Source organism: Roseateles sp. DAIF2 (assembly GCF_015624425.1).
GTDB lineage: Bacteria > Pseudomonadota > Gammaproteobacteria > Burkholderiales > Burkholderiaceae_C > Kinneretia.
Genome location: NZ_CP049919.1, coordinates 314,396 through 338,384, shown reverse-complemented (window position 1 = coordinate 338,384; position 23,989 = coordinate 314,396). Strand labels below are relative to the sequence as shown.

General features: G+C 69.2%; 23 protein-coding genes. 9 read left to right on the top strand and 14 right to left on the bottom strand.

Going from position 1 to position 23,989, the window contains the following annotated elements:
- Nucleotides 1-32: 32 nt before the first annotated feature.
- Both G8A07_RS01555 and G8A07_RS01550 read right to left on the bottom strand, forming a co-directional pair.
- The gene (locus tag G8A07_RS01555) at nt 33-761 is read right to left on the bottom strand and encodes an SDR family oxidoreductase (protein ID WP_195795388.1); all 729 of its coding nucleotides are present in this window, start codon (nt 759-761) and stop codon (nt 33-35) included.
- 1 nt (nt 762) lies between these two features.
- Nucleotides 763-1,941, bottom strand: coding sequence for an MFS transporter (locus tag G8A07_RS01550; protein ID WP_195797538.1), 1,179 nt, complete (start codon nt 1,939-1,941; stop codon nt 763-765).
- Between the two features lie 154 nt (nt 1,942-2,095).
- Here G8A07_RS01550 and G8A07_RS01545 point away from each other — a divergent pair, with 154 nt between their 5' ends.
- Both G8A07_RS01545 and G8A07_RS01540 read left to right on the top strand, forming a co-directional pair.
- Nucleotides 2,096-3,013 carry a LysR family transcriptional regulator gene (locus G8A07_RS01545; RefSeq protein WP_195795387.1) on the top strand — a complete coding sequence of 306 codons (918 nt, stop codon included), beginning with the start codon at nt 2,096-2,098 and terminating at the stop codon, nt 3,011-3,013.
- A 124-nt stretch (nt 3,014-3,137) separates the two neighbouring features.
- Nucleotides 3,138-4,184: a glycerophosphodiester phosphodiesterase family protein gene (locus tag G8A07_RS01540; protein WP_195795386.1), complete on the top strand. Its 1,047-nt coding sequence runs from the start codon at nt 3,138-3,140 to the stop codon at nt 4,182-4,184.
- Here G8A07_RS01540 and nadC read toward each other — a convergent pair.
- The 3 genes from nadC to G8A07_RS01525 form a co-directional block, all read right to left on the bottom strand.
- Nucleotides 4,181-5,059 (bottom strand): carboxylating nicotinate-nucleotide diphosphorylase, encoded by an 879-nt coding sequence (nadC, locus tag G8A07_RS01535; protein WP_195795385.1) that lies wholly within the window; start codon nt 5,057-5,059, stop codon nt 4,181-4,183. The genes G8A07_RS01540 and nadC overlap by 4 nt on opposite strands.
- A 49-nt stretch (nt 5,060-5,108) precedes the next feature.
- Entirely contained in the window at nt 5,109-6,539 is a 1,431-nt protein-coding gene (locus G8A07_RS01530; protein WP_195795384.1) for a cytochrome P450, read from the bottom strand.
- Between the two features lie 70 nt (nt 6,540-6,609).
- On the bottom strand, nt 6,610-7,314 hold the full coding sequence (locus tag G8A07_RS01525; RefSeq protein ID WP_195795383.1) for a fumarylacetoacetate hydrolase family protein: 705 nt from the start codon (nt 7,312-7,314) through the stop codon (nt 6,610-6,612).
- A 130-nt stretch (nt 7,315-7,444) separates the two neighbouring features.
- Between G8A07_RS01525 and G8A07_RS01520 the strand changes: the two genes are divergently transcribed.
- Nucleotides 7,445-8,452 carry a septal ring lytic transglycosylase RlpA family protein gene (locus tag G8A07_RS01520; RefSeq protein ID WP_195795382.1) on the top strand — a complete coding sequence of 336 codons (1,008 nt, stop codon included), beginning with the start codon at nt 7,445-7,447 and terminating at the stop codon, nt 8,450-8,452.
- Here G8A07_RS01520 and G8A07_RS01515 read toward each other — a convergent pair whose 3' ends face one another.
- The gene (locus G8A07_RS01515) at nt 8,453-9,901 is read right to left on the bottom strand and encodes a PLP-dependent aminotransferase family protein (RefSeq protein ID WP_195795381.1); all 1,449 of its coding nucleotides are present in this window, start codon (nt 9,899-9,901) and stop codon (nt 8,453-8,455) included.
- 98 nt (nt 9,902-9,999) lie between these two features.
- On the opposite strand from G8A07_RS01515, the gene G8A07_RS01510 reads away from it, so the two are divergent.
- Complete coding sequence (locus G8A07_RS01510; RefSeq protein ID WP_195795380.1) at nt 10,000-10,449, top strand: carboxymuconolactone decarboxylase family protein; 450 nt, start codon at nt 10,000-10,002, stop codon at nt 10,447-10,449.
- 8 nt (nt 10,450-10,457) lie between these two features.
- Here the strand turns inward: G8A07_RS01510 and G8A07_RS01505 are convergent, their stop codons facing one another.
- Nucleotides 10,458-10,691, bottom strand: coding sequence for a DUF4287 domain-containing protein (locus tag G8A07_RS01505; protein WP_195795379.1), 234 nt, complete (start codon nt 10,689-10,691; stop codon nt 10,458-10,460).
- An 85-nt stretch (nt 10,692-10,776) separates the two neighbouring features.
- Nucleotides 10,777-11,679 carry a LysR family transcriptional regulator gene (locus G8A07_RS01500; RefSeq protein WP_371816410.1) on the bottom strand — a complete coding sequence of 301 codons (903 nt, stop codon included), beginning with the start codon at nt 11,677-11,679 and terminating at the stop codon, nt 10,777-10,779.
- Nucleotides 11,680-11,799: 120 nt separating this feature from the next.
- On the opposite strand from G8A07_RS01500, the gene G8A07_RS01495 reads away from it, so the two are divergent.
- Nucleotides 11,800-12,444 (top strand): NAD(P)-dependent oxidoreductase, encoded by a 645-nt coding sequence (locus G8A07_RS01495; protein ID WP_195795378.1) that lies wholly within the window; start codon nt 11,800-11,802, stop codon nt 12,442-12,444.
- Nucleotides 12,445-12,562: 118 nt separating this feature from the next.
- Here G8A07_RS01495 and G8A07_RS01490 read toward each other — a convergent pair whose 3' ends face one another.
- Nucleotides 12,563-13,417 carry a 23S rRNA (adenine(2030)-N(6))-methyltransferase RlmJ gene (locus G8A07_RS01490; protein ID WP_195795377.1) on the bottom strand — a complete coding sequence of 285 codons (855 nt, stop codon included), beginning with the start codon at nt 13,415-13,417 and terminating at the stop codon, nt 12,563-12,565.
- Nucleotides 13,418-13,447: 30 nt separating this feature from the next.
- Entirely contained in the window at nt 13,448-14,557 is a 1,110-nt protein-coding gene (locus tag G8A07_RS01485; protein ID WP_195795376.1) for a right-handed parallel beta-helix repeat-containing protein, read from the bottom strand.
- A gap of 199 nt (nt 14,558-14,756) precedes the next feature.
- On the opposite strand from G8A07_RS01485, the gene G8A07_RS01480 reads away from it, so the two are divergent.
- Entirely contained in the window at nt 14,757-15,830 is a 1,074-nt protein-coding gene (locus G8A07_RS01480; RefSeq protein WP_195795375.1) for an alkene reductase, read from the top strand.
- 18 nt (nt 15,831-15,848) lie between these two features.
- Here G8A07_RS01480 and G8A07_RS01475 read toward each other — a convergent pair whose 3' ends face one another.
- The 3 genes from G8A07_RS01475 to G8A07_RS01465 form a co-directional block, all read right to left on the bottom strand.
- Nucleotides 15,849-16,424, bottom strand: a complete 576-nt coding sequence (locus G8A07_RS01475) for an MOSC domain-containing protein (RefSeq protein WP_195795374.1) — start codon at nt 16,422-16,424, stop codon at nt 15,849-15,851.
- A 70-nt stretch (nt 16,425-16,494) separates the two neighbouring features.
- Nucleotides 16,495-16,968, bottom strand: a complete 474-nt coding sequence (locus G8A07_RS01470; protein ID WP_195795373.1) for a GyrI-like domain-containing protein — start codon at nt 16,966-16,968, stop codon at nt 16,495-16,497.
- Nucleotides 16,969-17,126: 158 nt separating this feature from the next.
- Complete coding sequence (locus G8A07_RS01465; RefSeq protein WP_195795372.1) at nt 17,127-19,214, bottom strand: galactose oxidase early set domain-containing protein; 2,088 nt, start codon at nt 19,212-19,214, stop codon at nt 17,127-17,129.
- A 704-nt stretch (nt 19,215-19,918) separates the two neighbouring features.
- On the opposite strand from G8A07_RS01465, the gene G8A07_RS01460 reads away from it, so the two are divergent.
- Nucleotides 19,919-21,787, top strand: a complete 1,869-nt coding sequence (locus G8A07_RS01460; protein WP_195795371.1) for a phosphoenolpyruvate carboxykinase (GTP) — start codon at nt 19,919-19,921, stop codon at nt 21,785-21,787.
- Between the two features lie 112 nt (nt 21,788-21,899).
- Here the strand turns inward: G8A07_RS01460 and G8A07_RS01455 are convergent, their stop codons facing one another.
- Entirely contained in the window at nt 21,900-22,139 is a 240-nt protein-coding gene (locus tag G8A07_RS01455; RefSeq protein ID WP_195795370.1) for a hypothetical protein, read from the bottom strand.
- Between the two features lie 138 nt (nt 22,140-22,277).
- Here G8A07_RS01455 and G8A07_RS01450 point away from each other — a divergent pair, with 138 nt between their 5' ends.
- On the top strand, nt 22,278-23,228 hold the full coding sequence (locus G8A07_RS01450; RefSeq protein ID WP_195795369.1) for a LysR family transcriptional regulator: 951 nt from the start codon (nt 22,278-22,280) through the stop codon (nt 23,226-23,228).
- On the top strand, nt 23,225-23,974 hold the full coding sequence (locus tag G8A07_RS01445) for a UPF0149 family protein (protein WP_195795368.1): 750 nt from the start codon (nt 23,225-23,227) through the stop codon (nt 23,972-23,974). Before G8A07_RS01450 ends, G8A07_RS01445 begins: the two co-directional genes overlap by 4 nt.
- The last annotated feature ends 15 nt before the right edge of the window (nt 23,975-23,989 follow it).

Genomic DNA, 23,989 nt, shown 5'->3' with positions numbered 1-23,989 from the left:
GGCGCCGCGCCGCCGTCAAGTGCGGGGCCGGTTCAGCCCAGGGTCGCGCCGCTGTCCAGGTCCAGCACCGCGCCGGTCAGGCCGCGCGCGCCCATCGCGAACAGATAGGCCGCCGCGGTCTCCTCGGCAGTCGCCGTGTAGCCCAGCGGCAGGCCGGCACCGAGCTGGCGGAACTTCTCGGCGCGGCTGGCCGCATCCGGAAAGCTCCAGCCCGGCGTGTCCACCGGCCCCGGGCTGACCGCGTAGACGCGCAGCCGCGGCGCCAGTTCCCGGGCCAGCTGGCGCACCGCCGCCTCCAGGCCGGCATTGATCACCGTCTTGACCAGGGCATTGGGCGTCGGCTTGCGCGCCAGCATGCCCGAGGTGAAGCCGATCGAGCCGCCGGGGCGCAGCCACGGCAGCGCCTGCTGCGCGGCGCGCAGGCTGCCCAGCAGCTTGACGTCCAGCGCCTCGCGCGCCGCGCCCGCCAGGTCCAGCTCGCCCAGCGGCGCCGCCCCGATGCTGGCGCCGGCGGTGACGACCAGATGGTCGAGGCCGCCGATGCGCTCGAAGAAGGCGGCCAATGCCGGGCCGTCGCCGATGTCCAGCGCGGCGCTGCGCAGGCCCGGCGTGGCGGCGACGGCCGCGGCCAGGCGCTGCGGGTCGCGCCCCGCGATCCAGGTGCTGGCGCCGGCTGCCAGCGCGCCGCGCGCCACCGCCAGGCCGATGCCCGAGCTGCCGCCGAGCACGGCGACGGTCTGTCCTTGCAGCGAGAAAGTCATGTCAGGATTCCTTGACGAGTTGCAGTGAAGAAGAAGAGGTGGCGGGTGACGACCCGCCGACGGCCGCCAGCGCGAGCGCCAGCAGGGCCAGCGCGGCGGCGGCCAACGGCAGGCTGCGCAGGGACCAGTCGGCCGCCAGCAGCGCGCCGCCCAGCCAGGCACCGCCGGCATTGCCCAGATTGAAGGCGCCGATGTTCAGGGTCGAGGCCAGGGTGGGCGCGGCGCCGGCGCGCTCCAGCACGCGCATCTGCAGGCCCGGCACGGTGGCGAAGGCCGCGATGCCCCAGGCGAACACGGTGGCGATCGCCGGCAGCGGCCGGGTCGCGGTCAGCGCCAGCAGGGCCTCGACCGCGGCCAGCGCCGCCAGGATGCCCAGCATCGAGCCGCGCGGCCAGCGGTCGGCCAGGCGCCCGCCCAGCACATTGCCCAGGGTCAGGCCCAGGCCGAACAGGCACAGCACGCCGGTCACCGCGCCGGGCGCGAGCCCGGTCTGCTCACGCAGCAGCGGTGCGATATAGGTGAAGGCGGTGAAGATGCCGCCGAAGCCCAGCACCGTCAGGCCCAGCGCGGCCAGCACCTGGCGGTCGCGCAGCACGCGCCATTCGCTGGCACCGCCCTCACCGGCCGCGGCGCGGCCCGCGCGCGGCACCAGGGCCGCGACCGCCACCAGCGCCAGCACGCCCAGCACCGACACGGTCCAGAAGGTGGCGCGCCAGCCCCAGCCCTGGCCGATCCAGGTGCCCAGCGGCACGCCCAGCACATTGGCCAGGGTCAGGCCGGTGAACATCAGCGCCACCGCGGCGGCGCGGCGCGTCGGCGCCACCAGGCCGCTGGCCACCACCGCGCCGATGCCGAAGAAGGAGCCATGGGCCAGCGAGGCCAGCACCCGGCCCGCCATCAGGAGCCCGTAGCCCGGTGCCAGGGCCGACAGCAGGTTGCCGGCGATGAACAGGCCCATCAGCACCAGCAGGGTGGTCTTGCGCGGCCAGCGCGCGGTGGCCAGCGCCACCAGCGGCGCGCCCAGGGCCACGCCCAGCGCATAGCCGCTGACCAGCAGGCCAGCGGCCGGCAGGTCCACGCCCAGATCGCGCGCGACCTCGGGCAGGATGCCCATGATGACGAACTCGGTGGTGCCGATCGCGAAGGCGGCCAGCGCCAGCGCGATGATCGGCAGCGGCAGGCGCTCGGCAGAGCCGGCGGCGGGTGGGGCGGACATGGGATGGCATTCCGGTGGTCTGAATGAGCGCCACTGTCTTCTTTTCCCAAATAATTGAGAATCCGCCTTGCTGCACAAGCAGCTTCTCCAATTTGGAATAGATCACCGGGAGTCGAGCATGGCCGAGCTGGCCGATATGCGTTTGTTCGTCCAGACCGTGCAGGCCGGCAGCCTGTCCGCTGCCGGACGGGTGCTGGGCTTTTCGCCGGCGGTGGGCAGCAAACGGCTGGCGCGGCTGGAGGCCGAGCTGGGCGCGCGGCTGCTGCAGCGCAACTCGCGCCGGCTCGCGCTGACCGAGGAGGGCGCGATCTACTTCGAGCAATGCTTGGCCATCCTGGCCCAGGTCGACGAGGCCGAGGCCGCGATCGGCCGCGGCCGCCAGCAGGCGCAGGGCCTGCTGCGGGTCAGCTCCCCGGTGGCGCTGGGGCGGCGCTGGATCGGGCCGGCGCTGGCGCGCTTCGCGGCCGCGCATCCGGCGGTCACGGTGCAGCTCTCGCTGAGCGACACCCTGGTCGACCTGCTGGAGGGCGGCTACGACTGCGCGGTGCGCATCGGCGGCCCGCCGGACTCGCGCCTGGTGGCGCGGCACCTGGCCGACAACCGCCGCATCGTCTGCGCCACGCCCGAGTACCTGGCCCGCCACGGCCGGCCCGCGCGCCCCGAGGACCTGGCCGGCCACCAATGCATCGTCGTCGCCCGCCAGGGCGCGACCGAGAGCGAATGGAGCTTCTGGCGCCGCGACGCGCCGCGGGCCGCCGCGCCGACCCTGGTGCGGGTCGGCGGGCGCCTGTCCTGCGACAACGGCGAGCTGGCCAACGACTGGGGCCTGGCCGGCCTGGGCGTGATGCGGCGCTCGATCTGGGATGTACGCCGCGAGATGGCCGAGGGCCGCCTGGTCGAGCTGCTGCCCGACTGGCGCGGCGACATCGCGCCGATCCAGCTGGTCTTCCCCTCGCGGCGCTTCCTGCCGGCACGCACGCGGCTGTTCATCGACCAACTGGCGCAGGAGTTCAGGCAGGCGGCAGAGGGAAGTTGAGGCGGCGCGCGCAGCGCGCACGCGGGGGATGCCGTTCGGCCCATGCGCCGATGGCGGCCGCGTCACCGGCCCGGCCTAGATTGCGGGCCGCATTCCCTCCCCCAAGACCGACAAGGATCCTCGCATGACCGCCTCCTTCCGCCCCCGCTTCGCCCCGCCGGCCCTGGCCGCCCTGCTGCTGGCCGCCGCCGCCCTGCCCGCCAGCGCCGACGCGCTGAAGACCCTGCACGGCCAGGCCCCGCTGGTGATCGCGCACCGCGGCGCCAGCGGCTACCTGCCCGAACACACGCTGGCCGGCTACGAGCTGGCGATCAGGATGGGCGCCGACTACATCGAGCCCGATCTGCAGCTGAGCAAGGACGGCCATCTGGTCGCGATGCACGACACCACCTTGAACCGCACCACCGATGTGGCCAGCAAGCTGGGCGCGCGCAACGGCGGCTACAAGGTCTCGGACTACACGCTGGCCGAGATCAAGCAGCTGACCGTCAAGCCCACCGGCACCGCCAAGACCAGCTATCCGGGCTTCACGCCCAGCTCGGCGAACCCGCTGCGCATCCCCACCTTCGACGAGGTGCTGGCCCTGGCCAAGTCGCAGGGCGCGCTGACCGGCCGCACGATCGGCATCTACCCCGAGGCCAAGATCGCCGCCCCGGCCATGGAGGACAAGATCCTGGCCTCGCTGCAGGCCTTCGGCTACGGCAGGTCCAGCGACAAGGTCTTCATCCAGTCCTTCAGCCTGGACACCCTGAAGAGCCTCCGCGCCAAGCAGGATGCGCTGGGCATGAGCATCCAGGAGGTGTTCCTGGGCAATACGGCCAGCGCCTCCTTCAGCGACATCGCCAAATGGGTCAACGGCATCGGCCCCTCGATCACCGCCGGCGGCGCCAATGCGGTCAACCAGGCCTATATCGCGGCGGCCCACGCGGCCGGCCTGCTGGTGCACGGCTACACCTTCGCCCAGGCCAATCCGGAGCCGGCCGCGGCGCAATACGGCAAGTATCTCGGCTGGGGCATGGACGGCGTGTTCAGCAACTACACCGACCTGGCCTACAACGCCCGCGCCGAACTGCTGGCCGCGGTGCCAGAGCCCGAGAGCTATGCGCTGATGCTGGGCGGCCTGGCCGTCGTGGGCCTGGTCGCGCGCCGCCGCCGCAAGACGATGGCCTAAACGGGACCCAGCACCCGCATCGAATAGTCGACCGCCCGGACATCCTTGGTCAGGCGGCCGATCGAGATGCGGTCCACCCCGGTGGCAGCGATCCAGCGCAGCTGCTCCAGCGCGACGCCGCCCGAGACCTCCAGCAGCGCCGCGCCGCCGCGCGCGGCGTTCAGCGCCACCGCCTCCTTCATCATCGCCTCGTCGAAGTTGTCCAGCAGCACGCTGGTGGCGCCGGCCTCCAGCGCCTCGCTCAGCTCGGCCAGGCTCTCGACCTCGATCTGGATGTCGACGCCGGCGTTCAGCGCCTGCGCGGCGCGCAGCGCCGCGGCCACGCCGCCAGCCGCGGCGATATGGTTCTCCTTGATCAGGATGCCGGCGTAGAGCGCCAGGCGCTGGTTGGCGCCGCCGCCGACGCGCACCGCGTATTTCTGCGCCAGGCGCAGGCCCGGCAGGGTCTTGCGCGTGTCCAGTACGGCGCAGCCGCGTGGGTTGGGGCTGGCGCCCTCGACCGCATCCGCATGGGCGCGGGTGATCGTCGCGGTGCCGGACAGCAGCTGCAGGAAGTTCAGCGCCGGGCGCTCGGCGGACAGCAGCGCGCGGCCGTCGGCCTCGATCTCGCAGACCAGGGTGTCGGCCGCCATGCGCGCGCCCTCGGCATAGCGCCAGTCGATGCGGGCCGTCGCGTCCAGCGCGGCGAACACGCCCTCGAACCAGTCGCGCCCGCACAGCACCGCGGCCTCGTCACGCACCCGCACCTGCGCCCGGACGCGGCGCCCGGCCGGCACCAGCCGCGCGGTCCAGTCGGCCACGCCGATGTCTTCGATCAGCGCCTCGCGGATATTGCGGGCGCGGGCTTCTTCCAGGGTCTCGTTGTGGTCGAACATGGGGGCTGCAGAGGTGAAGGCGGGACGACGGCCGCCATTGTCGGCCAGTTCAGCGTTCGCGCAGCCGCATGCCCAGGCTGGTGGGCGCCATCGTGAAGACCAGGCGTTCCGCGGCCTCGCCACCCTCCGGCGTGTCGACCGCCAGGATCTCGAAGCGGCCCAGCAGCATCGCCATCGCCAGCTTGATTTCCAGGATCGCCAGGTAGCGCCCCGGGCAGATGCGCGGCCCGGCGCCGAAGGGCATCGCCAGGTGCCGCAGCGCCGCGGCACTCGTGCCGTCCAGCCAGCGCTCGGGTTCGAAGGCCTGGGGCCGCGGCACCTGCGCCTCGTCGACGCTGTCGTGGCGCAGCAGGCAGAGCACCACGGTGCCGGCCTCGATATGCAGATCGCCGATGCGGCGCTCCTGCAGGGCCTGCAACGCCAGGATCGGCGCCACCGGCTTGAGCCGCATCGTCTCCTGGATGCAGGCGTCCAGATAGGCCAGACCGGCGAGCTGCTCCTGGCCGGTCTGCTCCGCCTGCGGCGCGCCGTCCAGCAGCTCGGCCTGCACCCGCGCCAGCGCCACCGGATGGCGCCACAGCAGATAGATCAGCCAGGCCAGGGTGTTGGCGGTGGTGTCCTCGCCGGCCAGCAGCATGGTCAGCACATTGCCGGCGACCTGATCGTCGTCGACCCCGCTGTCCGGCTGGTCGGCCGCGACCAGCATCGCCTCCAGCAGATGGGTCGGCCGCGCGCGCCGCGAAGGCTCGGCCATCAGCCGGGCGCGCGAACGCGCGATGAAGCTGGCCACCGCGGTGTTGACCGCCTCGATGCTGCCGGCCAGCTCGCGGTCCGCCCGGCTGGGCCACCAGCGCCACAGCGGCAGCGGCGCCAGCACGCGCGCCAGCAACGCCGGGAAGATCTTGTCCAGATGGCGCTGGATCACCTCCTCGCCCGCCTCCGGCGCCAGCGTGTTGACCTCGGTGCCGAAGGCCAGGCCAGCGATCGTGTCCACCGTGTAGCGCATCAGGTCGGCCTGCAGGTCGATCGAGCGCTCCACCCGCGCGGCCAGGCGCCAGCGCGCGGCCAGGCGCGCCGCCACCCGCTGCATCGCCGGGAAATACTCGCGCACATGGCCCGGGTCGAAGCCGGCCATCACCATGCGGCGCTGGCGCGCCCAGGCCTCGCCATGGGCGCCGAACACGCCGACCGGCAGGCCCATCTCGCGCCAGACCGCCTCCAGCTTGGTGGTGCGGCGATAGCCCTCGGGGCGGTCGCGCAGGATCGCGGCCACCGCCTGGTGCTCGCCGACCACCACCGCGCGCCGGTCGCCCAGCTGCAGCCGGTACAGCGGGCCATGGATCGCGGCCCAATGCTCCAGCTGCTGGTGAAAGCGGGCCGATTCGATCTGCAGCGCATTGCCCAGCAGCGGAATGCCGCGCGGGCCGGGCAGGTCCCGGTAGCTGCGGCCGGCGGCGGCCGACGGGGAGCTGAGTTCCATGACCACCTCCCTGTGCATGGCACAGAAGGGCGATGCTCGGCCTCGCGGCCGTGCGCGTCAAGTCTGTCGTTCAGTCAGCAGCGCCGATCTCCAGGCTCAGTTCGCCCAGACCCTCGATGCGGCCGCTGAGGCGGTCGCCCGGCTTCACCGCGCCGACGCCCTCGGGCGTGCCGGTGTAGATCAGGTCGCCCGGCTGCAGGTGATAGAACTGCGACAGGTTGGCGATGATCTCGGGCACGCTCCAGATCATGTCCGACAGGTCGCCGCGCTGCTTCTCGCTGCCATTGACCGCCAGGGTGATCGCGCCGGCCTTCAGCTCGCCGGTCTCGGCCAGCGGCACCAGCTCGGTGATGACGGCCGAGTTCTCGAAGCCCTTGGCGGTGTCCCAGGGCCGGCCGGCGGCCTTGGCCTCGGCCTGCAGGTCGCGGCGCGTCATGTCCAGGCCCGCGGCATAGCCCCAGACGGCCGCGCCGGCGGCCTGGGGCGTGACCCTGAACACCGGCGCACCGATCGCGACCACCAGCTCCATCTCGTAGTGCAGGTTCTGCGTGCCGGGCGGATAGGCCATCACCGAGCCCGAAGGCAGCAGCGCATTGGCCGGTTTGGTGAAGTAGAACGGCGGCTCGCGGTCGGGGTTGCCGCCCATCTCGCGCGCATGGGCCGCGTAGTTGCGGCCGACGCAGAAGATGCGCTGCACCGCATAGCGCTGCCGGCTGCCGCGCACCGCGACGCTGGGCTGGACCTGAGGGGCGAAGACAAAGTCGGTGATGCTCATGGCGACAAAGGCGCAGTGGGGACGCCGCAGCATAGCCAAGACCGACCCGGCGCGGCTCTCGGTCTTTGCGTACGTATCCCTTGGTTTCCGGCCGCTCGGGAGCGCGGCCGAGCGGCTACCATCGCGGCCGATGTCGCAGCACAACAAGCCCCTGTCCCTGATCTCGCTGGCGCTGCTGGCCGCCCTGCTGGCCGGTTGCGCCTCGCGTGCGCCGCAGCAGACCTCATCGCCGACCCTGCCCTCGCGGCCGGCCGGCGGCTGGCCGGACCGGGACGGCCCCGACGCGGTGATCCCGCCCGACCTGCACAAGGTGCCCGACGCCCTGCCCCGGCTGGAGAACATCCGCAAGGGCGGCCCCAACAAGCCCTACGAGGTGCTGGGCCAGCGCTACCAGCCGATGACCGAGGACGCCCCGCTGGTCGAGCGCGGCCTGGCCTCCTGGTACGGCCGCAAATTCCACGGCCGGCCGACCTCCAGCGGCGAGGTCTACAACATGTACGCGATGACGGCCGCGCACCCGACCATGCCGATCCCGAGCTACGCCCGCGTGCGCAACCCGAAGAACGGCCGCGAGGTGATCGTGCGCGTCAACGACCGCGGTCCCTTCCATGCCGGCCGCATCATCGACCTGAGCTACACCGCCGCGCTGAAGCTGGACCTGCTGCGCGGCGTCGCGCCGGTGGAGCTGGAGCGCCTGACCTACGAGGACATCCGCACCGGCGCCTGGATGCGCGGCAACGGTAGCCCCGAGGCCGCGCCGCTGCCGGCCGCCGAGCCGCCGCCGGTCTATGTGGCTAGCGCCGCCCCCGGCGCACCCGAGCCGACCACCACCGCCAACGTGGCGCCGCCGCCCGCCGCCGAACCGGCTGCAGCGCCGGCGCCGCAGACCCAGGCCAAGATCGCCGCCGGCTTCTGGGTCCAGCTGGGCGCCTATGGCCGGCTGGACGGCGCCGAGGCGATGCGCCAGCAGGTGCTGGCGCGGCTGGACTGGCTGGCGCCGCTGCTGGCCGTCGTGCGCGACAAGGGCCTGCACCGCCTGCAGGCCGGCCCCTACAGCAGCCGCGAGGACGCGCGCCAGGCGGCCGAGCGGCTGCGCGGCGAGCTGGCGCTGCAACCGCTGGTGGTCGAGCGGCGCTGACTAGCCGTCCAGCTGCAGCAGCACCTCGCGCACCCGCTCCAGCGAGGGCGGGATGTCCAGCGCCTCGATCGCGCCGAAGCCCAGCACCAGCCCCTGACGCGGTGCCCCCTCGGCATAGAACACGTCGAGCGGGTACAGCCCCACCTCGACACGCCGCGCCAGGCTCAGCAGCGCCGCCATGTCCAGCGGCCGGCACGCCAGCGCGGCCATGTGAAACCCGGCCTCGATTGGCACCGCCTCGAACCAGGGAGCCAACGGCCCGGCCAGCTGTTCCAGCAGCAGCGCGCGGCGCCGCGCATAGGCCTGGTGGCAGCGGCCGATGTGCTTGCGCAGCTCGCCCTCGGCGATGAAGCGGGCCAGCGCCCATTGCGCCGGCAGCGGGCTGTGCCAGTCGGCCAGATGCTTGGCATTGGCCACGGCCTCGATCAGCGGCCGCGGCGCGACCAGGTAGCCCAGCCGCAGGCTCGGCGACAGGGTCTTGGAAAAGCTGCCGACGAAGGCCACCCGCCCCTGCTCGTCCAGGCCCTGCAGCGAATCGGTGGGCCGGCCCTCGTAGCGGAACTCGCTGTCGTAGTCGTCCTCGACCAGGATCGCGCCATGGCGCTGCGCATGGGCCAGCAGGGCGCGGCGCCGCGCCGGACTCATCGGCATGCCCAACGGGAACTGGTGTGCCGGTGTCACATAGATCAGCCGCGCCTCGGCCGGGATGCGCTCGACGATCAGGCCCTCGGCATCGACCGGCACGCCGACGACGCGCGCGCCCTGCGCCTGCAGCAGCAGCCGCGCCTGCAGATAGCCGGGCTCCTCGACCGCCACCGTGCAGCCCGGCTCCACCAGCACCCGCGCCAGCAGGTCCAGCGCCTGCTGCGCACCGTTGGTGACCAGCACCTCGCTCGCCTCGGCCCGCACGCCGCGCGCGAAGGCCAGGTGCCGCGCGATCGCCTCGCGCAACTCGGGCAGGCCCTCGGCCGGGCCGTATTGCCCGCGCGACCGCGCCGCGTCCTGGCGCAGCCCATGCTGCATGCAGCGGCGCCAGGCCTCATGCGGGAACAGGCGCGGCTCCGGCGCGCCGCCGATGTACTCGTAGCGCGCGCCGCCCTGCGGCGCCGGATGACGCAGCGGCAGCGTCAGGGCACGCCATCGCGCGATGCGCGCGTCCGCACCGCTCTCCGACGCGAGCGATGGCCGTGGCTCGGCCGGCGGCGGCGCGGCTCGGGCCACGAAGGTGCCGCTGCCCGGCCGGCCCTCCAGCAGGCGCTCGTAGGCCAGGCGCGCATAGGCCTCGGCCACGGTCTTGCGCGACAGGCCCAGCTGCGCGGCCAGCAGCCGCGTCGGCGGCAGGCGCTCACCCGCGGCGAGGTGGCCGCCGCGGATCAGCCCGCGGATCTGGCGGCAGAGCTGGCCGACCAGATCGGCCTGGCCGGGATCGACGACGAGATGCAGCTCCAACGACTGGACTCCTGGAAATGCCGCGGATTGGCCTCCGCGACGCGGCCGGGCCGCTCCTACAGTGGCTCCATCCCCCCATTCCACGACGCAGCCTGAACATGGAACAGAAGTACGCCCGGATCGATTTTTACAAAGCCTCGCCCGAGGCCGTGAAGGCGCTGATCGCGCTGGATGCCGCGGTCGGCAGGCTGGGCCTGGAGCCGCTGCTGCTGGACCTGGTCAAGCTGCGCGCCTCGCAGCTGAACGGCTGCGCCTTCTGCGTCGACCTGCACAGCACCGACGCGCGCCGGAAGGGCGAGACCGAGCGCCGGCTTTATGCCGTTGCGGTCTGGCGCGAGACGCTCTTCTTTACGCCGCGCGAACGCGCCGCGCTGGCCTGGACCGAGGCCCTGACCCTGCTGCCCCAGACCCATGCGCCGGATGCCGACTATGCGCTGCTGGCCGCGCAGTTCGATGAGAAGGAGCGGGTTGACCTGAGCGCGGCGATCGCGCTGATCAATGCCTGGAACCGCATGGCCGTCGGCTTTCGCAAGCTGCCGGTGGCCTGAGCCCCCGGCTACTTCTTGGCGCGCGCCAGCTGGTAGGCGACCAGCGCATTGGCATGGCCATGGCCCATCTCATGCTCGGTCTTCAGCAGCGCCACCAGCTCCATATGCTTGAGATCGCCCCGGGCCGCGATCAGCTTCAGCCAATGCTCGATCGGCTGGCCGTACTTCTTCTCGATCGAGGGGAAGTAGGAGGCTGGACCCTTGACGGGTTCGGCGGTGGTCGTTGTGCTCTTGCTGGCCATCGGAACAAGCTCCGGCTCGTTGGAAGTAGGCGCCGAGTGTCGCCGCTCGAGCGCGGGTCTGCAGCGCACGGGCGATGAAGTGCGCTCAGGCCGGCGCGAGCTGCTCGAAATGCGCCTTCAGCGCCGCGATCGCATGCCGCACCTTGGCCGGCTGGGCATCGCGCTGCGGCGTCAGCGCATAGACCGGCAGACCCGGCAGGTCCAGCCCGGCCAGCAGCGGCACCAGGCGGCCGTCCTGCGCCGCGCCGTCCAGGTCGCTGGGGCTCAGCAGCGCCAGGCCCAGGCCGGCCTCGCAGAGCTGCTGCAGGCTCAGCTGGTTGTTGCTGCTGGCCTTGGGCGCGACACGCAGGGTCTGGCTGCCGCCGCCAGGCGTGCGCAGCGGCAGCTGGTGGAAGCCGTCGGTGCCGGGGCGCAGCAGCAGCCAGTCATGCGCGCTCAGCTCGGCCACGCCCGCGGGCACGCCGCGGCGCGCCAGGTAGGCCGGCGCGGCGAACAGGCTCACGCTCTTCTCGCCCAGCTTCTGCGCCACCCAGGCGCTGTCGGGCAGGCGGCCGAAACGCACCGCCAGGTCGATGCGCTTGGCCACCAGGTCGGTGAAGCCGTCGTCCACCTCCAGGTGCAGGGACAGGCCCGGATGCGCATGCAGCAGCGGCGCCAGCGCCGGCCCCAGATGGCGGCCAAAGCCGACCGGCGCCGCGACGCGCAGCTCGCCCTCGGGCGCGTCGCGCAGCTGCAGCAGTCCGGCCTGGGCCTGCTGGGCAGCCGCCAGCATCGCCGCGCAGCCCTCGTGGAAGCGCGCGCCGGCCGGGGTCAGCGCCAGCTTGCGGGTCGAGCGGTGCAGCAGGGTCACACCCATGTCGCGCTCCAGCGCCCGGATCTGCTGGCTGACCGCCGAGGTGGTGGTGCGCAGCTGCCGGGCCGCGGCCACGAAGCTGCCCTGCTCGACCACGGTGGCCAGCACCGCCATGCGTTTCAGCTGCTCCAGCATGCGTCAATCATGAAGTTTTTCTAAATAAAGAAGGTGATTTTGAGGACTTAACGCGAGATTGTGAAGTTCCTACAGTTGAGGCCATCGAAGCAAACGGCCTCCAGGCCAGAAGGAACTCAGATGAAAGTCGCATTGATCGGACCCACCGGATTTGTCGGCAAGGCCGTGCTGGCGGAGCTGCTGGCGCGCGGCCACGAGGTCGTCGCGCTGGCCCGCGACCCGGCCAAGCTGGAAGCCCGACCGGGCCTGACGGTGGTGCAGGCCGATGTGCTGCAGGCCGAGGCGGTGGCGCAAGCGGTGCGCGGCAGCGACGCGGTGGTCAGCGCCTACAACCCCGGCTGGGGCGTGGCCGACCTCTACGCGGAATTCCTGCAGGGCACCCAGGCCATCTACGCCGGCGTCAAGGCCGCCGAGGTGAAGCGCCTGCTGGTGGTCGGCGGCGCCGGCAGCCTCTACGCCGCACCGGGCCTGCAGATCGTCGACCTGCCGGACTTCCCGGCCGAATGGAAGACCGGCGCGCTGGCCGCGCGCGAGGCGCTGAACCTGATCAAGCAGGAAAGCAGCCTGGACTGGACCTTCCTGTCGCCCGCGCCGCACCTGGAGCCGGGCGAGCGCCGCGGCAGCTACCGCAGCAGCCTGGAAACCCCGGTGCTGGATGCCGAGGGCCAGCCCGGCCGCATCAGCACCGCCGACCTGGCCGTCGCCATCGTCGACGAACTGGAGCAGCGTCAGCATATCCGCCGGCGCTTCACCGTCGGTTATTGAGCCCACCCCTTACGGCCTGCGGCCACCCCCTCAAGGGGGCACACCCGCAGGCCCGGCAAAGCCGGATCCTCGGGTGTCGCTGGGGAAGACAGGCGCGCGGTCAAGGCCGCGCGCGGAGTCAACCCGCCTTCTGCTCCAGCAGGAAGCTGGCGCCATCGTACTGGCCCAGCTTCTCGACCAGATAGGGCAGGCATTCCTGCAGCTCGTCGTGCAGGGTGTAGGGTGGGTTGACGACGAACATGCCGCTGCCCAGCATGCCGAAGCCGCGTTCGTCGGGCTGGGTCACGGTCAGGCGCACATGCAGCCAACCCTTCTTCGCGCCGGCATCGGCGGCGGCCTTCAGGCGCTGCGCCAGCTGGCTCGATTCCAGCAGCGCCAGCTGCGGATACCAGATCATGAACACGCCCTCGGCGAACTTCTGCAGGCCCTCGCGCAGCGCGGCCAGCACCTTGGCGTAGTCGGTCTTGATCTCGTAGGGCGGGTCCATCAGCACCGCGGCGCGGCGCGAGGGCGGCGGCAGCTCGCCCTTCAGCGAGGCGAAGCCGTCCTTGTCGCTGACCTGGGTGTTGGGCCGGCTCTCCAGGTAGCTGGCCAGGATGCGGTGGTCGGTCGGGTGCAGCTCGTAGCAGCGCAGCCGGTCCTGCTCGCGCATCAGGAGGTTGGCGATCGCCGGCGAGCCGGGGTACTGGCGCAGCTGGCCGTCGGTGTTGAACTGGCGCACCAGGTCCATATAGGCGGCCAGCGGCGCGGGCAGGTCCTTGCGGTCGTACAGGCGCGCCACGCCGGCGCTGTATTCGGCGGTCTTCTGCGCGTAGCGGCCCTCGATCGAGTAGCCGCCGGCGCCGGCATGGGTGTCGACCAGGGTGTAAGGCTTCTCCTTCTCGCCCATGTAGCGCAGCACCTGCGACAGCACCAGGTGTTTCAGGACATCGGCATGGTTGCCGGCATGGAAGGCGTGACGATAGGCGAGCATAGGCTCGCACTGTAGCGCCTGCGGGCCCGGCTAGTCCGGTTGCAGCGCGCCGGGATAGCGCGCCGGCCCGGCCAGCGCCGTGCTGCCCAGCGGCGCGCGGGGCTGGCGCTCGGGCCGCAGCGGCGCGCCTTCGGGGCCGGCGGCCGGCCCCGGATCGACCAAGCGGCCGCGCAGCGCCGCGCCGGGCCGCAGCGCGGCGGCGCGCTCGTTGCCGCGCGACTCCCAGGCCGGGGCGGGGTCGAACAGGCCCGGCCCGACCAGCAGATTGTTCAGCAGCCGCGCCGGCAGCGGCCCCGGCGCCGCGCGCAGGAAGCGCCCGCCGGCCGGCAGGCTGTCGACCAGGGTGTTGTGCACCAGCCAGAGCCCCTGGGCCTGGCCGGGCCGGTAGCCCTCGGCACCGAAGGCCAGCAGATGCGGGTTCTCGCTGCGCGGACCCTGCACGATCACGTTGCCCAGCACCAGGGCCAGGCCGCCGTTGGGGAACTCCAGCTCGTAGCTGGCCGAGCCCTCGGCATCGTCCAGGCGGTTGTAGCGGATCAGGTTCAGCGCCGCGCGGCTCTTCAGCAAATGGCCGGTGCGGCCATGGTGGAAATGGCAGCCGCTGACTTCCAGCCGCGCGATCGTGCCGGCATAGAGCAGATGCGCCGGCCGGCCCTGGGCGCGCGCCGGCGCATGGGCGAACTCGCAGTCCTCCACCGTCAGCCGGGCGGCGCTATCGTTGTTGCTCAGCAGGCCCATCTCGCAATGGCTGAACAGGCAGTCGCGCACCCGCAGCGAGCCGCGCTCGAAGCGGATGCCGGCGCCGTTGCCGTCCGGCGCGCTGGCGCCGATGAAGTCGAAGCCCTCGATCTCGACGCCCTCGCCGGCCACCACGAAGATGCCCTTGCCCTGCGCATGCGCGCCGCGCGGCAGCAGACGCACCCGGCCGCCGACCGCGCGCAGGCTCAGGCCGTCGCGGCTCCAGCTGGCCACATCGCCGACATAGTCGCCGGCATCGACCTCGATGCGCATGCCCGCGCGCGCCAGCCGTGCCGCCTCGGCCAGGCTGCGCACCGCGCGCGTCGGGCCGACCTGCAGCAGCGCCGGCGCCTCCGAGCGGCCCTGCGCCGCGCCGGCGGCACTCAGCAGCAGCGACAGCAAGGCGGTTCGTCGAGAAGGCGCTGAAGGCATCCGGGCGTCTCTGCGGGTTCACGCGCGCATTTACACAAGAACGGCGAGGCGCGCTGGAGCGCCACCATAGCAGCATGCCGCGCCGGGCTGTCGCCTGGCGGACGACGGGCGCGGCCGAATCCCGCTAGGCTGACGCCCATCTTCCGTTTACAGCCTTGAAAAACCCACCATGGCCAATCTGTTCGACCCGATCCAGCTCGGCGATCTGAGCCTCGCCAACCGCATCGTGATGGCACCGCTGACGCGCAGCCGCTCCCAGGGCCTGCTGCCCGGGCCGCTGGCCGTCGAGTACTACCGCCAGCGCGCCAGCGCCGGCCTGATCATCAGCGAGGGCACGCAGATCTCGGCCGAGGGCCAGGGCTATCTGGACACGCCCGGCATCCACACGCCGGAGCAGATCGCGGCCTGGAAGAAGGTCACCGACGCGGTCCATGCCGAGGGCGGCAAGATCGCGGTGCAGCTCTGGCATGTGGGCCGGATCTCGCACCAGGTGTTCCAGCCCGACGGCGGCGCGCCGCTGTCCTCGACCGACCGCATCGCCAACGGCCGCACCTTCACGAGCGAGGGCTTCGTGCCGGTTTCGGCGCCGCGCGCGCTGAGCAGCGCCGAGATCCCGCAGGTGGTGCAGCAGTTCGTCCATGCCGCGCGCTGCGCGATGGAGGCCGGCTTCGACGCCATCGAGGTGCACGGCGCCAACGGCTATCTGCTGGACCAGTTCATGCGCGACAGCATCAACGACCGCCGCGACGACTACGGCGGCTCGATCGAGAACCGCGCACGCCTGACCGTCGAGGTGATGAGCGCGATCGCCCGGGCCATCGGGCCGGGGCGCAGCGGCATCCGCCTCTCGCCGGTGACCCCGGTCAACGATGCCGGCCAGGACAGCGATGCCCAGGCCTTGTTCAATCACGTGGCGGCACAACTGGCGCCGCTGCAGCTGGCCTTCGTGCATGTGATCGAGGGCCACACGATGGGCCCGCGCGATGTCGCACCCTTCGACTACCAGGCGATGCGCGCCAACTTCCAAGGCCCCTGGATGGTCAACAACGGCTACACCCGCGAGATGGCGCTGCAGGCCGTCGCCGAGGGCCGGGCCGATCTGGTGGCCTTCGGGCGCGACTTCATCAGCAACCCCGACCTGGTGCGCCGCCTGCGCCTGAACGCGCCGCTGCAGCCGCTGGACAAGGCCACGCAGTACGGCGGCGACGCACGCGGCTACACCGACTATCCGGCACTGGCCTGAACCCGCGCCGCGGCGGGGTCAGTTCTTGCTGCGGGTCTTGGCCCGGAACAGCTCGGAGATCCCCACCTCGCGCGGCCCCGGCAGCAGCTCGAAGCCCTCGCCGGCCGCCAGGCTGCCGGCGCGCTGCACCGCCAGGTAGAAGCCGCACCAGCCGTTCTGCATCATCAGCTTGACGGCCTGGTTGAAGCCCATCGCCGCATTGAACTTGAAGCAGGGATAGCGCGGCTCGCTGACCACCAACTCGCAATCCGGGAAGCGCAGGGTGTCGCCGATCCAGACCTGGTTCTCCAGCAGGCCGGCCAGGGTCAGGTTCTCGCCCATCGCGCCGGGCGGCAGCGCCTCGCCCCAGGCCCCCGCCTGGGCTTGCGCCCGCACCGTCTGCCAGAAGCCGTAATGCTCACTGGGATAGGCGTAGACCGCCTTCGACGGCCCGCCATGCACGCTCAGGTCGGCCTGCGCATCGCCCTCCACCCCCAGCGTCCCGACCGCCACCCGCCCCTCTCGCGCGCGCTTTAGGATGCCGGAAGGCACGCTGCGGTCGGCATCGATCCGGAGGTTCTGGATGGTGGAGGTGTTGAGGCTGAGCAGTTGCATGCGAACGTGGGGATGAAGAAAGATGGGACCAAGCGCCCCATTGTCGCCGGCGATCGAAGCGCGGCCGCTGCTATGCCTGGGCCGCGGACGGCTCGAACGGGATATGGATCGTCAGCCGCGCCTCGGGGTCATGTGGGTTGAAATCCTCCGCATAGCGCTCGTAGAACAAGCTCGCTGGCACGCGCTGCCCGGTCGCCTGCGGCAGCCAGACGCGGAAGATCTGCTCGAACGCCTGCGCAATGCGCGAGAACGGGGTTTCGAACACCGCGTAGGTGCCCGCCGGAATGGTCTTCCTCACCATCCCCGCCGGCACCACGCTGCCCGGCCGGGCCTTGAGGCAGGCGAGGTATTCGAACCGAGCCTCCTTGCCTGCCAGTCGCCCCATGACGCCGTAACTGAAGGGGTCGTCGCCGGTGGCGGCGATCTCCGGCATCCGGGGCACGAAGCGGGTCCACAGCATGGGCATGTCGGATGACGCCGGGGTCGTGAGGATCTCAAGTCCCACCACCTCGAACGCGGCTTGATTCAGCAGACGGGGTTCCATGATCGATCGGCCTCCTTCCCTCTTGTTCAACTGATCGATCTCCGGCAAGCGGCAGCGCAAAAATGCCAGAGATCAAGCGCTCCCTATTAGTCGAACTGTCGACACTAACGAGCTCCGACCATGAAACCGCAGACCTTGAAGACATCAAGCCATAGCGCTCAATAGACCTCAAACGTCCGGTTGACCAACGTAGATCCACCAGGCCCCGTCGCCGTAAAAATGCAATTACGCTGGCCGGGCGTGTTTGATGACCCGCTTCGTTTGTAATTGACACCAGGCGGCAAACTTCCGGTGAACGAAACGCCCCCTGAGCAGGTATAGGTGATATCTGTCGCATAGTTGCTTGTCCACCTTACCTCGTATGATTGCCCCTTGGCGACGCGGGCAGGAGAGTACTCGACACTCAGGCTTGGTGAGAATTCTTGAGCTACTGTTGCTGCCGCACCGATTTTTATGATTTTTGCTTGCGATGGAACCCCTGCCGCATCAATGGCAAAGAGCATATAAAATCCCGGCGTAAGGGTTGCTCCGCTATTCGGAATCTGCAGATTCCAACTACCAGCAACGTACCCGAGATTTTTGAGCTCAATGAAACGCTGATCCATATTCAAACCATGCGTCACTGAGCCAGTCTTGACCAAGGTAAATTTGGATATGCTCAAATTATTGGGACTCGTGGCGACAACACTCATGACGCTCCCCAACTGCACCGTAGCCGTCGGTGAGGAAGTGATTGTCGGTCTCGCTGCGGCGGCACCGGTCACCTTGTCGTACAAATACGGCGGATAGTAAATTCGCGCATTGTTATTTTCATACGGCGCATACCTATGCGCACCTCCGCCGCCAACTAGAACTGTTGCATCCGGCAAAAGCAGGGCAACGGAATGATAATAGCGGCCCGGCTCGCCAACCGGCGCATTGCCAGCGATCCATTGATTCACCTGAGGGTCATAGATCAATGGGGTATTCTGCGTTCCGTTGATAGCAGCCGCAATTGCCTGATCACGCCGACTGCTTGCAACACCCTCGTTAGCGTACCCCGGATCCCAATTACTTGTCCCTCCTGTCGCCAAAACACGCCCATCCGCTAGCACGGTCCCGTTGACGAACCAGCGCCCAGCATTCAGTGCCGCTCCTGTGGACTCAACCTTTGGGGCTTCACTGGTCGAATTCGGCATCTTCAGCATATAGGTGTCGGCCGAGGCCCCACCGAACAAAAGCGCCCGGCCATATTGATAGGCAACAGCGGTAGCCTCATTTCCAGAAACCGGAGCAGGCGACGCAGAGAGGGGTGCTAAGCCTAGCGTTATCGATCCCGTTCCTTGGGTGCTGATCTTGAAGGTGCTGCCGCCCTCAGCAATCCCAACGACTTCCCCACTGGGGGCCACGAAATTCTTTGGATAATTTGAATAATCCAAACGCTGGACTACAGCATTGGTACTCGACCCTGCGGAGCCCAGAACCACAAATGAACCGTCGGCGCGCCTAACTTCCGGTGCGTACAGAACTCCCGAAGTCGGCCCAGAAGTCCCATCAGTCTTCACATTGGCGTCATAAGCCGTGTTCGGACGCCCCCCATGGACGAGGATATCGCCGCTTGGCAAAGTGGTGGTAGTTGCATACCACCGAGGGCGAGACATGGGACTACCCGAATTCAGGCTAGGTGTTTGATTCGCATAACTCAAGACAAGCGAGTTATTGATGCCTAGATTTGTAGTTCCACCAAAGTAGGTTCCACCAACGCCGGTCCATTGATCACCGCCAGCAATGAAGACCTTGCCGTCGCCAGGCAAAAGCAATTGCGCGCTGCAGAATGAGTCGACACCGGTGCCATTTGGGAGCACCATATGAGCACTTTTACCAAGACCGGCCGCTGGATCCCAAATATCGTACACAAAGTAGCCTGTCTGCTGCGAGATAGACGATTTGTTTGTAGCGGCGGCCCAGTCCATAGAACTAGTCGATGATGCGCTATTGGAGTTGGAACCGTAGGTGAGTACCCGGCCATCTTGCAGAAGAACCGCGTGCAACGGAATCAAGGGCCAAACCCCCAAGTTACCCCAGGCTCCCCCAACTCCGGCATTCGGCACCGTAGGTGGCGCTGTCAGTGCCTTGGTCGTAGGTCCGAGCATGGCCTTCGTTTCGGGCGTCGATGCGACCTCCCCCTCCCCATTGCACCCGCTCAGAAGCGAACATACTGCGAGTGCAACAGCAGAAATACTTGAATTCTTTTGAAGAGCGTTCATTCAACTGGTTCCTGTAAGGAAGTTAACGTAGCTTCAACTGGTGACGCGGTATCAAGAAGCGCTCGTTTCGATCAATGAGATCTGGGTTGCGTGGAGTTCCCATCACCCAGTAGCGATGAAAGTAGCCAAGGAGGCCACTCATCGCCTTACGGCGCTGCGCCATGGTCGCTTCGGTCCGCGCAACCGCTATTCCCCCTCTTGGGGGAAATAGCTTAGAACCAACGGGTATCGCGTTTCGCGCCGCACAAGCAGAAGAAAACTATGGCGCAGCCAACCGTGGGCAGCCGTTTTCCAGATATGCCAGAGAAGCTCTGGATGGCTCCTAGCCCCCTAGACAAGCCATGCCATCTCGCCGCGACAAGTTCAAAGCCTTTGAACTGATGTCACCCAGGCAGCTACGGCGGCAATGAGGGCTTTAGGCGATCCGATGCAGTCAAAGACATCGCTGGAGAGGCTCCCGGGTCTTACGGATGCGCGCGTCTGCCCGCCAGAAGTCGCGCATGAAGTCATACCGGAATTGCATGACCCCCAGGTCCGCGGAGGTTACGGCGTGATTACATTGGGACGACAATGCCTGTCCCGGTCCCGCAGGCCGGTTTCAGCAGCCCCATGCGCCCCCTCTGGCGAGCGGCATTGGGCCAGGTCCGCACCCCCACGAGCCTGACCCAATTCTGCTTTTCAAACTTGAGAGTATTGGGATCGCCATGAACCAACCCCTGATGGAAGGGCTGCGCTTGAACGTGCCTGCCTACGTGAAACACCAGCGTCTGATCGCCTGGGTGGCCGAGATCGCGGCGCTGACCGAAGCGCGCGATGTCTACTGGTGCGACGGCAGCCAGGAAGAGTACGACCGGCTGTGCGGGCAGCTGGTCGCGGCCGGTACCTTCGTGAAACTCAACCCGGCGCTGCGTCCCAACAGCTACCTGGCCTGCTCCGACCCGACCGACGTCGCTCGCGTCGAGGACCGCACCTTCATCTGCACGCCCGACAAGGCCGATGCCGGCCCGACCAACAACTGGATGGCCCCGGCCGAAATGCGCTCGCTGCTGCAGACCGGTGAGAACGCGCTGTTCAAGGGCGCCATGAAGGGCCGCACGCTGTATGTCGTGCCCTTCAGCATGGGCCCGCTGGGCTCGCCGATCGCCCATATCGGCGTCGAGCTGTCGGACAGCCCCTATGTGGCGGTCAATATGCGCATCATGACCCGCATGGGCCGCAAGGTGCTGGACGTGCTGGGAGCCGATGGCGAGTTCGTGCCCTGCGTGCACACGGTGGGCGCGCCGTTGGCGGCCGGCCAGGCCGACGTCAAGTGGCCCTGCAACAAGACCAAGTACATCGTCCACTACCCCGAGACCCGCGAGATCTGGTCCTACGGCTCGGGCTACGGCGGCAATGCGCTGCTGGGCAAGAAATGCTTCGCGCTGCGCATCGCCTCGACGATGGGCCGCGACCAGGGCTGGCTGGCCGAGCACATGCTGGTGCTGGGCGTCGAAAGCCCCGAGGGCAAGAAGCACCATGTCGCCGCCGCCTTCCCCAGCGCCTGCGGCAAGACCAATTTCGCGATGCTGATCCCGCCCAAGGCCTTCGCCGGCTGGAAGGTGACGACCATCGGCGACGACATCGCCTGGATCAAGCCCGGCCAGGATGGCCGCCTGTACGCGATCAACCCCGAGGCTGGCTATTTCGGCGTCGCCCCGGGCACCAACACCCTGACCAACCCGAACTGCATGGCCAGCCTGCAGCGCGACGTGATCTTCACCAACGTGGCGCTGACCGATGACGGCGATGTCTGGTGGGAGGGCATGACCGACACCCCGCCGGCCCATGCGATCGACTGGCAGGGCAAGGACTGGACCCCCGCGATCGCCAAGGAAACCGGCGCCAAGGCCGCGCATCCGAACGCCCGTTTCACCGTCGCCGCCACCAACAACCCGGTGCTGGACCCCGAGTGGGACAACCCGGTCGGCGTGGCGATCGATGCCTTCATCTTCGGCGGCCGCCGCTCGACCACCGTGCCCCTGGTCTGCGAGGCGCGCGACTGGACCGAGGGCGTCTACATGGCCGCCACGATGGGTTCGGAAACCACCGCCGCGGCCGCCGGCCAGCAGGGCGTGGTGCGCCGCGACCCGTTCGCGATGCTGCCCTTCATGGGCTACAACATGAGCGACTACTTCCAGCATTGGCTGGACCTGGGCGCCAAGCTGCAGGCTTCGGGCGCCAAGCTGCCGCAGATCTACTGCGTCAACTGGTTCCGCAAGGGCCCGGACGGCAAGTTCGTCTGGCCCGGCTACGGCGAGAACATGCGCGTGCTGAAGTGGATGCTGGACCGCATCGAGGGCCAGGGCACCGGCCAGGAGAATGTGTTCGGCGTCACCCCCGGCTACGGCGACCTGAACTGGGAAGGCCTGGACTTCAGCGCCGCCCAGTTCGAGCAGGTCACCAGCATCGACCGCGCCGCCTGGACCGAGGAGCTGGCCCTGCACGAGCAGCTGTTCCAGCAGCTGGCGCATCACCTGCCGGCCGCCCTGCCCGCCACCAAGGCCAAGATCGAACAGCGTCTGGCTGGCAAGTAAGCACTAACCTGACCGGATGTTCCGGCCAGCAAAAAGCCCGCTCGTTGAGCGGGCTTTTTTCATCTGCCTTGGCTTGACCGCCAGGCTCGGTACCGGCCGCGGCAGCGGCCGATCAGCGGCGGCGGGCGTTGGCGGCGCGCAGTTCGGCCGCGAACGAGGGCATGCTGGATTCGTACTGGGCGGCCAGGGCCAGCAGTTCGCGCTCGGCGCGGCGCTCGGCGGCCAGCGCGTAATGGGTCTTGACGCTGTCGATCAGACGCATCCAGAGGCGGGCGCCGATGGCGGTGAACGAACCGCCGTGGGCGATCGAACGGGACAGGGGCAGACCGAAAGTTTGGGAGGCGACGCTCATGGCTAGGTTTCCTGGTGGTTTGTTTTGGAAGCTCTTTTGGAGCCGACGGAACGAATTTTGGGGTAAACCCTAGGCACATCGCAAATGAATCCTTTGCATTGGATATATAAATACGGCGCATAACATAGGCGGTTCGTGATGAATTTCCGCAATCTGGACCTGAACCTGCTGAAGGTGTTCGATGCTGTGATGGCCGAACGCAGCCTGACTCGCGCCGCCGAGCGCCTGGCAATGACCCAGCCGGCCGTCAGCCATGCGCTGAAGCGCCTGCGCGAGGCGCTGGGCGAGGAGCTGTTCGTGCGCCAGGCCTTCGGCATGAAGCCGACCTCGCGGGCCGAGGGCATGTGGCCCGAGGTGCGCGCGGCGCTGGACCGGCTGCGCGGCGTGCTGGACCCGGGCGACTTTCGACCGGCCGAGAACGACTACACCTTCCGCCTGGCGATGGCCGACTCCACCGCGGCGCTGCTGCTACCGCACCTGGTGGTGCAGATGGAGGCGGTGCAGGCCCTGGCCAATGTGCATGTGCTGCCGCTGACCACACGCGACCCGCGCGCGCTGCTGGAGCAGGGCGAGGCGGACTTCGCGCTGGGCTACTTCCCGCAGGCGGTGGCGGCGCTGCAGTCGCTGGGCACGATGGCGACGATCCGCCAGCACCGGCTCTACGAGAGCGAATATGTCTGCGTGATGCGCCTGGGCCATCCGCTGGCCGATGTCGAGCTGGACCTGGACCGCTACTGCGCCGCGCACCACCTGCTGGTCAGCTTCTCGGGCCGGCCGCATGGCTTCACCGACGAGGCGCTGGCCGCGCTGGGCCGCTCGCGCCGCATCATGCTGACGGTCAACCAGTTCTTCACCGCCGGCCGCATCGTCACCCATTCGGACCTGCTGACCGTGCTGCCGGCCTCCTTCGTCGAGGCCACCGGCTACAAGGGCCAGCTGGTCGAGCGGCCGCTGCCGATGCCGCTGGCGCGGGTGCATGTGGACATGCTCTGGCACCTGCGTAACGATGGCCGCAGCGCGATGCGCTGGATGCGCGAGCGCCTGATCCAGGCCGCGCGGGCGGCCACAACGGCGACAATCGCGGCATGAGCACCCCGAACACCGACCTGACCGATGCCGAGTTCGCCGAACTCGACGAACTCCTCGCCACCACGCCCGCGCCGCTGCAGGCGCTGGACGCCTCGATGCTGGACGGCTATCTGTGCGGCGTGCTGGTGCAGCCGCGCCAGATCGAGATCGACGAATGGCTGCCCAATATCTTCGACTACGACGGCGGCCAGTTGCCCGACGCGGCCGACCCGGTCTGGCATGCGCGCATCCAGGCCCTGGTCGAGCGCCGCTACAAGGCGCTGAACCGTGCGATGGTCGAGAACGGCTGGTTCGACCCGGTCGTGCTGGACATGGACGACCCGAGCAACACCGAGCCGGCGGCCGGCGAGGAAGAGGATCCGGTCTACGCCGCGATGACCCCGATCTCGCGCGCCCTGCTGCCCTGGGTGGCCGGATTCCAGCATGCCTGCCTGTGCTTCCCCGAGCTCTCGGAGATGCCGGACGACGCGGTGATGGCCGCGCTGGCGCGCCTGTACCGCCATCTGCCGGCCGAGACGCCGGAGGAGAAGGAGATCGTCGCCACCCTGGACCGCGAGCATCCGCTGAAGGACCTGGACGACGCGATCGAGGAGCTGGTGGTGACCGTGGCCGACCTGCGCGACCTGACCGAGGAGCATCGCTACAAGGTCGAGACCCTGCGCCGCGAAGGCCCCAAGGTCGGCCGCAACGACCCCTGCCCCTGCGGCTCCGGCCGCAAGTACAAGCAGTGCCACGGCAGTAACTGAGCCCACCCCCTACGG

Excerpts from the sequence above, each read along its gene's own strand:
- G8A07_RS01555 (WP_195795388.1), bottom strand. The coding sequence starts at position 761 with ATGACTTTCTCGCTGCAAGGACAGACCGTCGCCGTGCTCGGCGGCAGC.
- G8A07_RS01545 (WP_195795387.1), top strand. The coding sequence starts at position 2,096 with ATGGCCGAGCTGGCCGATATGCGTTTGTTCGTCCAGACCGTGCAGGCC.
- G8A07_RS01540 (WP_195795386.1), top strand. The coding sequence starts at position 3,138 with ATGACCGCCTCCTTCCGCCCCCGCTTCGCCCCGCCGGCCCTGGCCGCC.
- nadC (WP_195795385.1), bottom strand. The coding sequence starts at position 5,059 with ATGTTCGACCACAACGAGACCCTGGAAGAAGCCCGCGCCCGCAATATC.
- G8A07_RS01530 (WP_195795384.1), bottom strand. The coding sequence starts at position 6,539 with ATGGAACTCAGCTCCCCGTCGGCCGCCGCCGGCCGCAGCTACCGGGAC.
- G8A07_RS01525 (WP_195795383.1), bottom strand. The coding sequence starts at position 7,314 with ATGAGCATCACCGACTTTGTCTTCGCCCCTCAGGTCCAGCCCAGCGTC.
- G8A07_RS01520 (WP_195795382.1), top strand. The coding sequence starts at position 7,445 with ATGTCGCAGCACAACAAGCCCCTGTCCCTGATCTCGCTGGCGCTGCTG.
- G8A07_RS01510 (WP_195795380.1), top strand. The coding sequence starts at position 10,000 with ATGGAACAGAAGTACGCCCGGATCGATTTTTACAAAGCCTCGCCCGAG.
- G8A07_RS01505 (WP_195795379.1), bottom strand. The coding sequence starts at position 10,691 with ATGGCCAGCAAGAGCACAACGACCACCGCCGAACCCGTCAAGGGTCCA.
- G8A07_RS01500 (WP_371816410.1), bottom strand. The coding sequence starts at position 11,679 with ATGCTGGAGCAGCTGAAACGCATGGCGGTGCTGGCCACCGTGGTCGAG.
- G8A07_RS01495 (WP_195795378.1), top strand. The coding sequence starts at position 11,800 with ATGAAAGTCGCATTGATCGGACCCACCGGATTTGTCGGCAAGGCCGTG.
- G8A07_RS01490 (WP_195795377.1), bottom strand. The coding sequence starts at position 13,417 with ATGCTCGCCTATCGTCACGCCTTCCATGCCGGCAACCATGCCGATGTC.
- G8A07_RS01480 (WP_195795375.1), top strand. The coding sequence starts at position 14,757 with ATGGCCAATCTGTTCGACCCGATCCAGCTCGGCGATCTGAGCCTCGCC.
- G8A07_RS01475 (WP_195795374.1), bottom strand. The coding sequence starts at position 16,424 with ATGCAACTGCTCAGCCTCAACACCTCCACCATCCAGAACCTCCGGATC.
- G8A07_RS01470 (WP_195795373.1), bottom strand. The coding sequence starts at position 16,968 with ATGGAACCCCGTCTGCTGAATCAAGCCGCGTTCGAGGTGGTGGGACTT.
- G8A07_RS01465 (WP_195795372.1), bottom strand. The coding sequence starts at position 19,214 with ATGAACGCTCTTCAAAAGAATTCAAGTATTTCTGCTGTTGCACTCGCA.
- G8A07_RS01460 (WP_195795371.1), top strand. The coding sequence starts at position 19,919 with ATGAACCAACCCCTGATGGAAGGGCTGCGCTTGAACGTGCCTGCCTAC.
- G8A07_RS01455 (WP_195795370.1), bottom strand. The coding sequence starts at position 22,139 with ATGAGCGTCGCCTCCCAAACTTTCGGTCTGCCCCTGTCCCGTTCGATC.
- G8A07_RS01450 (WP_195795369.1), top strand. The coding sequence starts at position 22,278 with ATGAATTTCCGCAATCTGGACCTGAACCTGCTGAAGGTGTTCGATGCT.
- G8A07_RS01445 (WP_195795368.1), top strand. The coding sequence starts at position 23,225 with ATGAGCACCCCGAACACCGACCTGACCGATGCCGAGTTCGCCGAACTC.